This is a genomic window from Neobacillus niacini, from assembly GCF_046591715.1.
In the GTDB taxonomy this organism is placed as follows: domain Bacteria; phylum Bacillota; class Bacilli; order Bacillales; family Cytobacillaceae; genus Neobacillus; species Neobacillus niacini_L.
The window spans coordinates 430,601-443,607 of the sequence record NZ_JAWVNQ010000002.1; the positions used below are offsets into that span (position 1 = coordinate 430,601).

General features: G+C 38.5%; 15 protein-coding genes. 12 read left to right on the plus strand and 3 right to left on the minus strand.

Annotation, left to right across the window (positions count from 1 at the left end):
- Positions 1-77 precede the first annotated feature (77 nt).
- The 7 genes from SFC47_RS09405 (at position 78) to SFC47_RS09435 (ending at position 6,473) form a co-directional block, all read left to right on the plus strand.
- Positions 78-1,424, plus strand: a complete 1,347-nt coding sequence (locus SFC47_RS09405; RefSeq protein ID WP_411254013.1) for a glucose-6-phosphate isomerase — start codon at positions 78-80, stop codon at positions 1,422-1,424.
- A 337-nt stretch (positions 1,425-1,761) separates the two neighbouring features.
- Positions 1,762-2,160, plus strand: coding sequence for a YugN-like family protein (locus SFC47_RS09410; protein WP_411254014.1), 399 nt, complete (start codon positions 1,762-1,764; stop codon positions 2,158-2,160).
- Between the two features lie 138 nt (positions 2,161-2,298).
- Positions 2,299-2,463 carry a Spo0E family sporulation regulatory protein-aspartic acid phosphatase gene (locus tag SFC47_RS09415; protein WP_411254015.1) on the plus strand — a complete coding sequence of 55 codons (165 nt, stop codon included), beginning with the start codon at positions 2,299-2,301 and terminating at the stop codon, positions 2,461-2,463.
- Between the two features lie 164 nt (positions 2,464-2,627).
- Positions 2,628-4,301 carry a DUF6044 family protein gene (locus SFC47_RS09420; RefSeq protein WP_411254016.1) on the plus strand — a complete coding sequence of 558 codons (1,674 nt, stop codon included), beginning with the start codon at positions 2,628-2,630 and terminating at the stop codon, positions 4,299-4,301.
- A gap of 21 nt (positions 4,302-4,322) precedes the next feature.
- The gene (locus tag SFC47_RS09425) at positions 4,323-5,333 is read left to right on the plus strand and encodes a glycosyltransferase family 2 protein (RefSeq protein WP_411254017.1); all 1,011 of its coding nucleotides are present in this window, start codon (positions 4,323-4,325) and stop codon (positions 5,331-5,333) included.
- Positions 5,334-5,352: 19 nt separating this feature from the next.
- Positions 5,353-5,733: a GtrA family protein gene (locus tag SFC47_RS09430; RefSeq protein WP_411254018.1), complete on the plus strand. Its 381-nt coding sequence runs from the start codon at positions 5,353-5,355 to the stop codon at positions 5,731-5,733.
- Positions 5,734-5,846: 113 nt separating this feature from the next.
- Complete coding sequence (locus SFC47_RS09435) at positions 5,847-6,473, plus strand: LysE family transporter (protein ID WP_411254019.1); 627 nt, start codon at positions 5,847-5,849, stop codon at positions 6,471-6,473.
- Positions 6,474-6,504: 31 nt separating this feature from the next.
- On the opposite strand, the gene SFC47_RS09440 is transcribed toward SFC47_RS09435, so the two are convergent.
- Positions 6,505-7,866, minus strand: coding sequence for an amino acid permease (locus SFC47_RS09440; protein WP_411254020.1), 1,362 nt, complete (start codon positions 7,864-7,866; stop codon positions 6,505-6,507).
- Complete coding sequence (locus SFC47_RS09445) at positions 7,850-8,023, minus strand: hypothetical protein (RefSeq protein WP_411254021.1); 174 nt, start codon at positions 8,021-8,023, stop codon at positions 7,850-7,852. Before SFC47_RS09445 ends, SFC47_RS09440 begins: the two co-directional genes overlap by 17 nt.
- A 225-nt stretch (positions 8,024-8,248) precedes the next feature.
- Here SFC47_RS09445 and SFC47_RS09450 point away from each other — a divergent pair, with 225 nt between their 5' ends.
- A complete protein-coding gene (locus tag SFC47_RS09450; RefSeq protein WP_411254022.1) occupies positions 8,249-9,004 on the plus strand; it encodes a TraR/DksA C4-type zinc finger protein in 756 nt (251 codons plus the stop codon).
- Positions 9,005-9,047: 43 nt separating this feature from the next.
- Here the strand turns inward: SFC47_RS09450 and SFC47_RS09455 are convergent, their stop codons facing one another.
- Entirely contained in the window at positions 9,048-9,266 is a 219-nt protein-coding gene (locus SFC47_RS09455; RefSeq protein ID WP_411254023.1) for a YozQ family protein, read from the minus strand.
- A gap of 90 nt (positions 9,267-9,356) precedes the next feature.
- Between SFC47_RS09455 and SFC47_RS09460 the strand changes: the two genes are divergently transcribed.
- The 4 genes from SFC47_RS09460 to SFC47_RS09475 all read left to right on the plus strand — a co-directional run bounded on the left by SFC47_RS09460 (position 9,357) and on the right by SFC47_RS09475 (position 12,996).
- Positions 9,357-9,500, plus strand: coding sequence for a hypothetical protein (locus SFC47_RS09460; protein ID WP_411254024.1), 144 nt, complete (start codon positions 9,357-9,359; stop codon positions 9,498-9,500).
- 26 nt (positions 9,501-9,526) lie between these two features.
- A complete protein-coding gene (locus tag SFC47_RS09465) occupies positions 9,527-10,411 on the plus strand; it encodes a cation diffusion facilitator family transporter (protein ID WP_411254025.1) in 885 nt (294 codons plus the stop codon).
- A 207-nt stretch (positions 10,412-10,618) separates the two neighbouring features.
- Positions 10,619-11,557 (plus strand): magnesium transporter CorA family protein, encoded by a 939-nt coding sequence (locus SFC47_RS09470; RefSeq protein ID WP_411254026.1) that lies wholly within the window; start codon positions 10,619-10,621, stop codon positions 11,555-11,557.
- A gap of 176 nt (positions 11,558-11,733) precedes the next feature.
- Positions 11,734-12,996: a S8 family peptidase gene (locus tag SFC47_RS09475; RefSeq protein WP_411254027.1), complete on the plus strand. Its 1,263-nt coding sequence runs from the start codon at positions 11,734-11,736 to the stop codon at positions 12,994-12,996.
- Positions 12,997-13,007: the final 11 nt, after the last annotated feature.

The window sequence follows — 13,007 nt, forward strand, 5'->3', positions numbered from 1 at the left end:
TGAAAGCCTATTCTTGATAATCTGTCCAGCATTCGTTAAAGTGAGAAATGAAAATATAAAATTGGAGGATTACATACATGACACACATACGTTTTGATTATTCAAAAGCGTTGGCCTTCTTTGCAGAACATGAGATTACATATTTACGTGACGCTGTGAAGGTTGCACACCATTCCCTGCACGAACAGACAGGTGCAGGAAGTGACTTCTTAGGATGGATCGACCTTCCAACAAACTACGATAAGGAAGAGTTTTCTCGTATTAAAAAAGCTGCAGAAAAAATCAAATCTGATTCTGATGTATTGCTAGTAATCGGGATTGGCGGCTCGTATTTAGGCGCAAGAGCTGCAATTGAAATGCTTCAGCATAGCTTCTACAATGCCCTTCCAAAAGAAAAGCGTAAAACACCACAAATTATTTTTGTTGGCAATAACATTAGTTCTACTTACATGAGAGATGTAATGGATCTTCTTGATGGAAAGGACTTTTCTGTAAATGTTATTTCAAAGTCAGGGACAACCACTGAACCGGCAATTGCCTTTAGAATATTCCGTAAGCTTCTTGAAGAAAAATATGGTACAGAAGAAGCAAAGAAGAGAATTTATGCAACAACTGATAAAGCAAGAGGTGCTTTAAAAACCTTGGCCAATGAAGAAGGATATGAATCTTTTGTAATTGCCGATGATATTGGCGGACGTTATTCTGTATTAACGGCAGTTGGATTACTTCCTATTGCTGTAAGCGGTGCGGACATTGATAAAATGATGGAAGGTGCAGCTAAAGCACAAGAGGACTACAGCCACTCCGAGCTAGAAGACAATCCTGCTTACCAATATGCTGCTGTAAGAAATGCGCTTTATAATAAAGGGAAAACGATTGAAATGTTAATTAATTATGAGCCTGGACTACAGTACTTTTCTGAATGGTGGAAGCAGTTATTTGGAGAGAGTGAAGGAAAAGACCAAAAAGGAATCTACCCTTCCTCTGCTAACTTTTCAACCGATCTTCATTCACTAGGGCAATATGTACAAGAAGGCCGCCGAGATCTATTCGAAACGGTCATTAAGGTGGAAAACCCACGCCACGAATTGACCATTGAAGAAGCAGAAAGTGATTTAGACGGTCTAAATTATTTAGCTGGAAAAACCGTTGACTATGTAAATAATAAAGCGTTCCAAGGAACCATGCTTGCACATACAGACGGGGGAGTTCCAAACCTAATCGTATCAATCCCTGCACTTGATGAATATACATTCGGTTACCTAGTCTATTTCTTCGAAAAGGCATGTGCAATGAGCGGATACCTCCTAGGCGTAAATCCATTCGACCAACCAGGAGTAGAAGCCTACAAAGTAAACATGTTCGCCCTCCTAGGCAAACCAGGCTTCGAAGAAAAGAAAGCCGAACTAGAAAAAAGACTGTAATAACTGTGCTAAAGCTAAATGTTGGTATTTGCACCTGTTGATTTGCGCAGAAGGCACGAAGACTCCTGCAGGAGTACGGAGCAGGTGAGACCCCACAGGCGCTAGCGCCGAGGAGGCTCACCGCAACGCCTGCGGAAAGCGAAGTGCCTCGTGACAGTCAAAGCCCGCCTGTCACTGCGGTGATTATTCAAAGAAGTTTTCCTTAGTGGAGTGGAAATCAACAGACCCCTGTTTAGCACCGCAAAATAAAAAAAGTAGAGTACTGACAAATTCAGTACTCTATTTTTTATCTTTTTTGGAGAAACTAAATAATAATGACTATAAGGGGGCGAAAAGTGTGATCGAAATACCATCTACTATTGAAGGTAAACAATTCGATTTGTACAAACTGGAACAAAAATTAAAACCAATCGGTTATTCAATCGGCGGCAACTGGGATTATGACCATGGTGCCTTTGACTACAAAATAAATGATGAAGTGGGATATCAATTCCTGAGAGTGCCATTTTCAGCCGTAGACGGCCAGTTGGATGCACCAAACTGTACCGTGGAGCTCGGCCGTCCATTCTTATTATCGCATAAGTATCAAATAGGACTTGATGACCATATTGGCGACGCAGGAACTTTAAATCAATTTTCTGAACCAGTTGATAGTGACGCTAGTTTTCCTGAGGAATATATCGAAACGGGCAAGGTCCTGGTAAAGGAACTAGAATCTATATTCAGTGCAGAATAACCTAGGGAAATTGTTTTAGAATAATGTTCACGAAAGATACAATTATTTTTACAATTCCTACTTGTTTTGTACTGGGAAAATGAATAAATTAAGGTTAATAATATAAATATGTTATAAACATGAAAAGAGGTTAAAGCGATGGAAACTAGCATAGACTATTTGTTATCTGATATAGAAAAAACAAGAATTGAAATGATTGATTTAGCAGAGCAATATGGATATTCTAATCCAACTGTAGTTCAATGCAGCCAAAAGCTTGACCTCCTTTTAAATGTATACGGTAATACACAACTGAAACATTAAAATCAGATAGAACATTTGACCTTTCGTTTAATCGAAAGGTTTTTTTGTTCTGAAATCTATCAGGAAGGAAAACAATTGGAGAAAAGGAATAATTTCCATTCCATATGCAAACTTTATTAAACGTGAGGTTATATAGAGGACACAGGTTTACGAGGTGTGAATGAGTGTACGCTGATACGAAAAAAGAGCTAAAGTTCATCCTTTTTGCATTGCTAGTTTTAGTTATTTATCTTTCCCCACTCTTTATTCTACAAGAGAATGCTCATATCCGTGTTCATGATAACTTGGATTCGAATTTAGCATGGTATAAGGTGCTGGCTGAAAGCGGTCAAATGTTTGGAGACGTAAATGCAGTGATTCCACAGATCATTAATGGGGTGCCAAGAAATGCATTTGGGACGGAATACAGCATCATAGTCTGGCTCTATGCCTGGTTTCCAACTATGACCGCCTATGGTCTAAGTCAGGCAATAACAAGAATAGCAGCATTTATAGGAATGTATTTGCTATTAAAAAAACATCTTCTGCCTGGTGAAAGATGGACATTTCTGCAGGTTGGCACGGCGCTGGCATTTGCATTAACACCCTTTTGGCCATCCGGAATGCTCAGTACACTAGGAATGCCGCTTGCACTGTGGGCCTTCCTTAATATCCGGAAAGGAGAGGGAACGAAAAAAGATTACATAGTCTTGACGTTAATTCCTTTTTACGCAAGTATCGTGCTGGGGTTTTTCTTTTTTTTAAGCGCCATGGGCCTCTTTTGGCTCGTAGATGTGATTAGAGGAAAGGGCTGGAATCTTCGTTTCTTTTTGGCCATTGCCTATATGACTGGTATTTTTATGCTCGTTGAGTACCGACTAGTCTATTCTTTTTTATTTTCCACGGAGCCGAACAGCCGTGATGAATATTTTCACGCTTCTCTACCTTTATGGAGAGTAATCCGGCTTACATTTAAAAACTATGTACTAGGACACACGCATGTCATGACCGTACATGGTCTATTTATTTTACCTGTTACGTTGATTGCCTTTTATTTTGTGTTTACAAAAAAACTCTGGAAAAAGGAAAAGCTGTTTTTCTTTTTATTTAGTTTAAATTTCTTACTATCACTCTGGTATGCTTTTTGGTTTTATAAAGGCTGGTTACCCTTAACGAAAGTGTTTCATTTTATGGATACCTTTAATTTTGCCCGTTATCACTTTTTAAGGCCGATGGTCATATATGCTGGATTTGCTCTGGCATTAAAGATTCTTTCTCAAGAAGGACAGAGCTGGTCAAAAACAGCAAAATGGTTTGTGGTCCTGCAAATTCTATTATTATGTTTATTTAATGATGAGATTATCTATCAGAAGAAGCCTACAGTAAAAGAATTTTATGCAGAGGAATTATTTGCAGAAATTAAAGAACACATTGGACAAGATCAAGAAAATTATCGAGTCGCCAGTATTGGGATACACCCTGCTATTTCTCAATATAATGGCTTTTACACACTAGATACCTATAATAATTTCTACCCGTTAACCTACAAGCATCAATTTAGAAAAATAATAGAGTCGGAATTAGCAAAAAATAAAACGATTCGGAAATATTTTGATCAGTGGGGTGGCCGATGTTATATCTTTACAGACCAGCTTGGGAAAAAATATATGATTAAAAAGGACTCAAAAAGGAAGTTAAACAATCTAGAATTAAATACATCTGTATTTAAAGAGATGGGCGGCAGGTATATCCTTTCTGCCTTGCCTATAAAGAATTCAGAGGAAAATAAACTGACTCTGGATAAGGTATTTGAATCGAAAAATTCCGCGTGGAAAATCTACTTATACAAGACTTTGTAAACATCGGGGGTTATTACAGATATGGAACCTATCCTGACGATCGTTGTACCTTGTTATAATGAAGAGGATGTTTTACCTGAGAGTATTCATCAACTTGATCAATTCGTAAAACAGCTGGTGGCAGAACAGCTTATTTCAAATGCAACCAAGATTTTGTTCGTAGATGACGGGAGTAAGGATCGAACATGGGAAATCATATATAAAGCCGGGCTAAGAAATGAACATGTCCGCGGTATAAAATTGTCTCGAAATGTTGGTCATCAGAACGCGCTGTTAGCAGGCTTATTTGCGGCAAAGGAGTCATCAGACTGTGTTGTTTCCATTGATGCAGACCTGCAGGATGACATAGAGGTTATCCGTGAATTTATCCATAAATTTAATGAAGGAAATGAGATTGTATATGGTGTAAGGAAGCGAAGGGATACGGACACGCTCTTTAAGCGGAGTACAGCTCAAGGATTTTATAAAATAATGAATAAATTAGGTGTTGACCTTGTGTATAACCATGCAGATTTTCGTTTAATGAGTAAACGAGCATTGGTGGAGTTAGAAGGGTTCAAAGAAGTGAATCTTTTTTTACGCGGTATTGTGCCACTCCTCGGATTTCGTTCGGATGTAGTCTATTATGATCGTAAAGAAAGACAAGCAGGTGAAACAAAGTATCCGTTAAAGAAAATGCTGGCCTTTGCCTTTGACGGAATCACTTCCTTTTCTGTATCTCCGATTCGGTTTGTGTTAATGATCGGTTTTGTTTCTTTCTTCCTGAGTTTGTTATTCGGTTTATACTTTTTAATGCTTAAAACATTAGGAGAAACACAGACTGGCTGGACATCACTGATTACCTCTATCTGGCTGATTGGCGGCTTGCAGTTAATCGCAATTGGGCTGATTGGTGAGTATGTAGGAAAGATTTATAAGGAATCAAAACAGCGCCCCAAATTTATTATTGATATCGATACCTTTTCCATGCCGATTCCGCGGCGACATTTATTAAGAAAAAATGAGGAGGAGGAGTTTTATAAAACGAACTAATTCATTTGTAAGGTTTCTATTGGTCGGGATTATTAACACACTAGTTGGTTTATTGATCATCTTCTTTTTATTAAATACCGTACATCTTTCTTATTGGATTTCTACTTTTGCCGGTAATTTAGCTGGGGCTTTCATTAGTTTTATATTAAATCGTTCTTTTACCTTCAATAGTACGGTCTCCTTTCAACGGGGGCTGCCAAGATTTTTAACCATTATACTCATCTGTTATTTCAGTGCTTATTTCTGCAGCGAAAAGCTAGTGATTTGGTTTACCTCCTTTTATATTGTCAGTACAGCTGTGGAACAAAATGGAGCAGTGCTGATAGGAAGTGTACTCTATACAATAAGTAATTACCTAGGGCAAAAATATTTTGTATTCAATACTGTAAAGACGGCTTAAGGAGTTTTCTTACCATAAGAAAACTCTTTTTTTTGAAATTGAAGTGGTACAACCCCTCTTTCCTGAATAGAAATTGATAGACAGGTTTTATTTCAATTCAGGGAGAGATAAGGATGAATGTATTTTTGAGTTATATTTTGCTGGGATTGTCACTGGCGGCTCCTATTGGTCCCATTAATGCCGCTCAAATTGATAAGGGGATCAAATATGGTTTTATGCATTCTTGGCTTATTGGTGTAGGGGCCGTTGCAGCAGATGGGGTCTACATGATGATTGTTTATTTCGGAGTTGTACACTTCCTTGAAACTCCCTTTATGAAAACCTTTTTATGGTTATTTGGCTGTTTCGTCTTAATTTATACCGGAATTGAAACGATTCTTTCTGCTAATAAACTTAAAATAGGGGAGAAAAGGAAAGATGAACCATTAGTCAAATCCTTTTTATCAGGTTTCTTTATGTCGATTTCCAATCCTTTAACGATCCTATTTTGGCTGGGGATCTATGGATCTGTTCTTGCCAAGACGGCTGCAACGTATGAAACAAGCCAATTAGTTATTTATAGCAGTGCGATTTTTATAGGTTTGCTGATTTGGGATTTCACCATGGCTGGTATTGCGAGTAACTTTCGAAAATATTTAACATCAAAGCTTCTGGTCGGGATTTCTCTACTGTCTGGGATATCACTGATAGGGTTTGGCATTTACTTCGGTTATGAAGCTTTTAATGTTTTATTTGGATAATAGAAAAGGCCAGCGAAAAGTATCGCTGGCATCAAGCTGTTGGCCAAGGACTTAACACTTTGCCTTTTTTCTTTTTCTTCTTCCACTTGAGATTCATAATTAATGTTATACACCCTATAACCCCAATGAAAGCTAGGCTAATAAAGAAACCAGGCCGGCTTGTACGATGAAATAACGTTCCGGTTACGGCAATTAGGATGAACAAAATCCCAATAGAGTATTTTATTTTATCCTTAGCTGTTACCTCTAATAATTTCCATGAAGATGCTAAAATAAAAATCCAGTTGTATAGGAGCATAAGTCCTGCTGCAGTGGTAATGTATTCATAAACATGACCTGGCATTAAGAGCGCACAGACAATGGAAGCAGATATACCCAACACCGTAATGAGTAAAGTGGGTATAGGGACCTTTAGCTTGCCTTGCCTGCAAAATAACCCTGGTGCATCCCCTTCTTCGGAGAGTGTAACAAGAATGCTGGTAACAGCAAAAAGGGAGGCAACCATTGTTGAAAATCCCGCAATAATTAACGCTCCGTTAAAAAGATGTGGAATAAAGGTTAAATTGTAATTGTCCAAAGCATTAACGAATGGACTTTTCTCACCATTAAAATGGTTCCAGGGAACCATTAACACGGCAAGTCCAATAGAAAGCATGTAGATGACCATAAGTGTTACCAGCATTACTTTGCCAGCCTTAGGAGCTTCCTTTGGATCCTTTAATTGGGTAGCCATTAGGCCAAGGATTTCAATTCCTCCAAATGCATAGAAGGCAAAAATAACCCCGGACCATAAACCTAAAACACCATGAGGAATTAAGTCCTTCCTGCTGTCAGGATATTGAATAGGACGGTCTCCATCAATTACCCCAAAAATTGCCAATAATGCAATGACAACAAACATTAAAATGGCTGCTATTTTTATGACAGCAAGAATATTCTCTAATTTATTTAGAATACTGATACCAATTAGAACAACAATTAGTCCTAATAGGGCATAAATCCCAGCAAATACCCATAATGGGATTTTAGGAAACCAAAAACGTGAAAAAATAGAAAGTGCCGTCATTTGACTGCCCATTATCAATACCTCTGACATCCAATAAACCCAGCCGCTGCTAAAGCCGGCCCACCGGCCAAATGCCTTTTTTGCATAGGAGCGAAACCCGCCTTTTAGTGGCTCTTGTGCGGTCATCTTTGCAAGTGCATCAAAGACCAAATAAGTTCCGGCAGCAGCAAGAATGAAGGCGATAAGAATAGCAGGTCCCGTCATTTTGATGGCGATACTCGACCCTAAGAAGAATCCTGTACCGATTGTACACCCCACCCCAAATAACGAAAGCTGCCACCACTTCATATTTTTTTGTTCATTTTCCCCGCTACTCGATTTGCCCATTTAATTTTCTCCCCGTTGCTCCTGGTGATTTCTCTGTATTGTCCTGGTCATTATATTCAGGGTCATTCATACCACGTTGTTGATTTTTCCCGCCTAAGTATACACCTTGGTGGTGCTCTTGTTCTTTTTTGAATTTATTGAAATTTTCGTTAACCATTTTGTAAGTCCCCTCTTTTCTTTTCTAGTTTCTTTCTATATGTTAATGTACACGCCAGCAAAAAACTTATTCAGTTAGTTCCAAGAGAAACAATTAGGTTTTTGTTGGAATCAGTAAATTAATTACATAATCATCGGCCAAATCAATGAAAATAAAAAGGTACTAATAAAGGTGAAATTACTCTAGGCGATATAGATAAGCAATAAGCCTTGAAAGGGGTTTACTATGTTAACGACAGAGCAGCTTGCTGGTTTTCGTTTGCAATTACTAAAGGAAAAAGAGGAAATAGAAGAGCGTCTCAAGCAAAATGACCATTATGGCTTTGACCGCGGACATTTTCATGAATCGATGGGGGAGTTATCTAGTTACGATAATCATCCTGCAGATGAAGGTTCTGAGTTGTATGAACGTGAAAAGGATATCGCTCTGAGTGAGCATACCGATTTGCAGCTAAGGAATATAAATAACGCCCTTGAAGCTATGGAAAATGGGACGTATGGCATATGTGAAGTATGTGGAAAAGAAATTTCTTATGAACGTTTAGAAGCATTACCGAATACAACCTATTGTAAAGAACACAGTCCAGATCAAGTGGTTTCACATGATCGGCCTATTGAAGAAGGTGTATTAATGCCGCCGTTTGGGAAATTTGATATGGATAGTAAGGATGAAAATACAGCCTTTGATGCCGAGGACTCGTGGCAGATTGTTGAACAATGGGGAACATCTGATACCCCATCAGATCAAGCGTTTCCACAAGAGCACTACAATGATGTTGGTATTGAGCCGGATGAAAATGAGGGTTATGTGGAGGACTATGAAAACTTTGTTGGGAATGATATGTATGGGAACAATGTTACCGTGTACCCGAACCCGCAGCATGAACGATATGAGGAATCACTTGATGAAGAAGGAATTATGACAAGCTTTGGAGATCTGCCTGCATATGAAAAAGACCCATATGTGGATGACGATAAATAAAAGAGAAAACAGCTTCCGATTGGAAAGCTGTTTTCTCTAATTTCTATCTATTTCTGTAAGGCTTTTGGGCAATTGGGAGGTCCTTTGCATTTAAATCGTCATCAGTGGATGTATCAATTTCACCCTCCATATAGGCATCACTTACCTGTTCATGTGTGGTCGATAGACCCGTAGACATGACATCGTTCTTTTGATAATCACTTGTTTCGTAAATACGTCCAGCGAGATCTGTGCTGTTGTTCGCAGTATTCTTTTTATCCATGCTGCACACTCCTTATATAAATTTGGTACAACCGTATTTTCTACTTTTTATGTAAGGATTACTCATACAAAAATTAAGGAGCTGATTAGGATGAACAAAGATAAGTATCCATCAAGGGAAGAATTGGATGAGGCTTTTCATTTCCTTCATGATGCGATTAACAGAATTACCGTCGAAGAAGAAGAGGAACAAATGAAGATGGAGTTAAATGGGAATAATCAGGTGGTGCAGTAGAAAATGTTTTGAGGTGGACTAGATAGATGAGGGAATCCTTAGCTAAGAAAATTGCCTGGATTAGTGTGATTAGTAATATCATCTTAACGTTAGGAAAACTTTTCATAGGCTGGTTTGGGAATAGTGACGCTGTTTTTGCGGATGGAATACACTCTGCAGCAGATGTTTTTGCATCTGTAATTGTCTTATTGGTTATTAAAATTGCCAATAAACCTGCTGATAAAGAACATCCATATGGCCATGGAAAAGCAGAGGTAATTGTCTCTGGAATTGTAGGAATCTTACTATTCCTTGTATCCATCTATGTGGTCTATGAAGGAATCACAGGAATTTTCCATGAAGTGGAAACTCCTAGTTATCTGGCGATGTGGGTTGCAATCATTTCCTACGTTACGAAGATTATTTTGTATCGTTCATCATTAAAGGTGGCAAAGGAGCATAATAGTAAGGCAATTGAAGCCATAGCATTTGACCACAAAGCAGATATTGCGGCTTCAATTGCGGCTGCGATTGGAGTTCTCCTCTCTATAATGGGCGAACGTTTTGATATTTTTATCTTACACTATGGAGATAAGGCTGCAAGTATATTTGTGGCCTACTTAATTTTTAAAATCGCTAAAGAAATGTTAACGGAGGCTTTCGATATCTTACTTGAACGCAATATTGACTCCATAACTTTAGAGGAATACATGGCTGTCATAAATGAATTTCCGGAGGTTAAGAGGATTGATCGTATTAGAGCAAGGGAGCACGGTCATTATGTGATTGTCGACCTCAGAATATCAATTGACCATTTCAAGACTATTAAAGAAGGTCATGACCTTGCTAAGTTAATTAAAGGGAGAATGATGGAGAGATACGACAATATTGAAGAGGTATTAATTCACTTAAATCCCTTTTTCCCAGAATAATTTCTTGTTTGTGCTTTTTTGATTTAGGGTTTATGATAATGGAGTAATTACAAGCCGAGGAGATGATATTTTTGAGTTATGCAATAGACCCGGACCCCGGAACCATTGGGGAAGTCAGTGTTATCTTTGAATTGGATTCTTCAGGAATATCAGCTCTTAAGAAGGTAGTTTGGCTTCCTCAAACAAAGTAAGTGAGGAGGTTTTATCATGTTGGAAATTTATAAAAGCAGTGAAACGAAAGTCCTTGAGCGAGTAGATAAAATTACAAAGGGCTGCTGGGTCAATATGTATGCCCCAACCGAAGAAGAAATTAACAAGGTTGCGCTTGAAGCGAGCATTTACGAAGATTTTATAAGAGACGCCCTTGATGACGAGGAACGTCCAAGGATTGAGCGTGAGGATGGCCAGGTTTATATCATCGTGGATTACCCTTATATAACCCATGATGATGCAGGCTTTCCGATTTACGAGACAATCCCGATTGGAATTGTGTTAACGAACGAGTGTATTATCACAGTTTCATTAAAAGATACTCCGATACTTGAAGTTTTTAAGAATAATAAACTAAAAGAATTTTATACCTTTAAAAAAAATCGTTTCGCGCTCCAAATTCTTGCAATTATTACATCCTATTACTTGCGGTACCTGAAACAAATTAACAAGAGAACAAATGAGATTGAGCGTGAACTTCATCAATCAATGAAAAATAAAGAATTATATGCATTTCTTGCTTTAGAAAAGAGTCTTGTCTATTTTACAACCTCCTTAAAATCCAATAAGGTAGTTTTAGATAAAATTCTTCGTTTTAGTTATATAAAAATGTATGAGGAAGATAAGGATTTATTAGAAGATGTAATGATTGAGAAGATCCAGGCAATTGAAATGGCTGAGACATACAGTTCTATTCTAAGTGGTATGATGGATGCATTTGCTTCAATTATTTCAAACAATGTAAATATCGTCATGAAATTCTTAACATCTTTTACCATCATCCTATCGTTTCCAACCATCGTTTTTAGTTTTTATGGCATGAACGTGGACCTGCCGCTGCAAAACAGCCCGCATGCCTTTTGGATTTCCATCACAGTTGCATGTGTTTTATCTGCGTTAACGGCTTTGATTTTTTGGAAAAAGAAATATTTTTAACGTACCAAATCCGTCATCTATTAGGTGACGGATATTTTTTTGTTTAACATTTTTTATCAAACCCAAAAATTTCCCAACCTTTTATAACGAGATTTTTATTTACTTATTCTGAAAATTCAAAATAAAATAGAGAAACAGGTCCAAGCCTGAAGTTGATAAAATAGGGGAGAATGTGGATGAAGAAGAGAAAAGTAGCAGGAGCATCTGTGCTTAGCTTTGTAATGGGTGTATCCATGTTTGCAACAGGTGTATTTGGTCAAGAACCGAAAGGCCAAGAGGAGCCCCTTCGGGTGATCATTCAAGGGCCATCCGCTGATAAAGCACAGGCAAAGAAAAATGTGGGGGTCCGTTGGGATTTTGGAGCAGATGGTTTTACAACAACTGTAAACAGCAAGCAATACCAAGCACTACTAAAAAATAAAAATTTAAAAATTGAAAGAGTAGAAGAAGTCCAGCTGGCACCGAGCAAAGAGGCTGCTGCTAAACCTGGTGGTTCTACTAAAACAAGTCCAAGTGATCGAACTCCATGGGGAATTCAAGCTATTTATAATGATTCTGCTATACAGTCCACAGCTGGAGGCGCTGGTATCAAGGTGGCAGTCCTTGATACCGGTGCAAATACAAGTCACAGGGATTTAACAAACAACGTTGAACAATGTAAGGATTTCTCACAGAACAAATCACCACTTATTGAGGGTAGCTGTTCTGATGGAAATGGGCATGGTACTCATGTAGCAGGTACAGTACTTGCAGACGGCGGTAATGGGCAAGGGATATATGGAGTAGCACCAGAGGCTGATTTATGGGCATATAAAGTGTTAAATAATCGTGGATCTGGTTATTCAGACGATATTGCTTCAGCCATTCGTAAAGCTGCTGATGAGGCAATTAGGACCAACTCAAAAGTAATTATCTCAATGTCATTAGGTTCAAGTGCAAAGGACACGCTGATTTCAAGTGCTGTTGATTATGCCTACAGTAAAGGGGTATTGGTCATTGCTGCTGCTGGGAATGACGGTCCAACAAGCAACACAATTGGATATCCGGGTGCGCTGGTCAACGCAGTAGCCGTAGCGGCATTGGAGGATGTACAGCAAAATGGTTCCTATCGTGTAGCTGATTTCTCTTCTAGAGGAAATCCTGCTACTGACGGTGATTATGTTATACAAGAACGTGATGTAGAAGTTTCTGCTCCTGGAAGGGCAATTGAGTCTACTTGGCATGATGGATCTTACAATACCATCAGCGGTACATCAATGGCTACTCCGCATGTTTCAGGTTTAGCTGCCAAGATTTGGGCAGAGAATCCTTCGATGTCACACACACAGCTTCGTAAAGAGCTTCAGGATAGAGCGAAACTTTATGATATTAAGGGAGGAACCGGATCAGCTATAGGCGATGATTATGCATCAGGCTACGGATTCCCAAGAGTTAAGTAATAGTGAAAGCC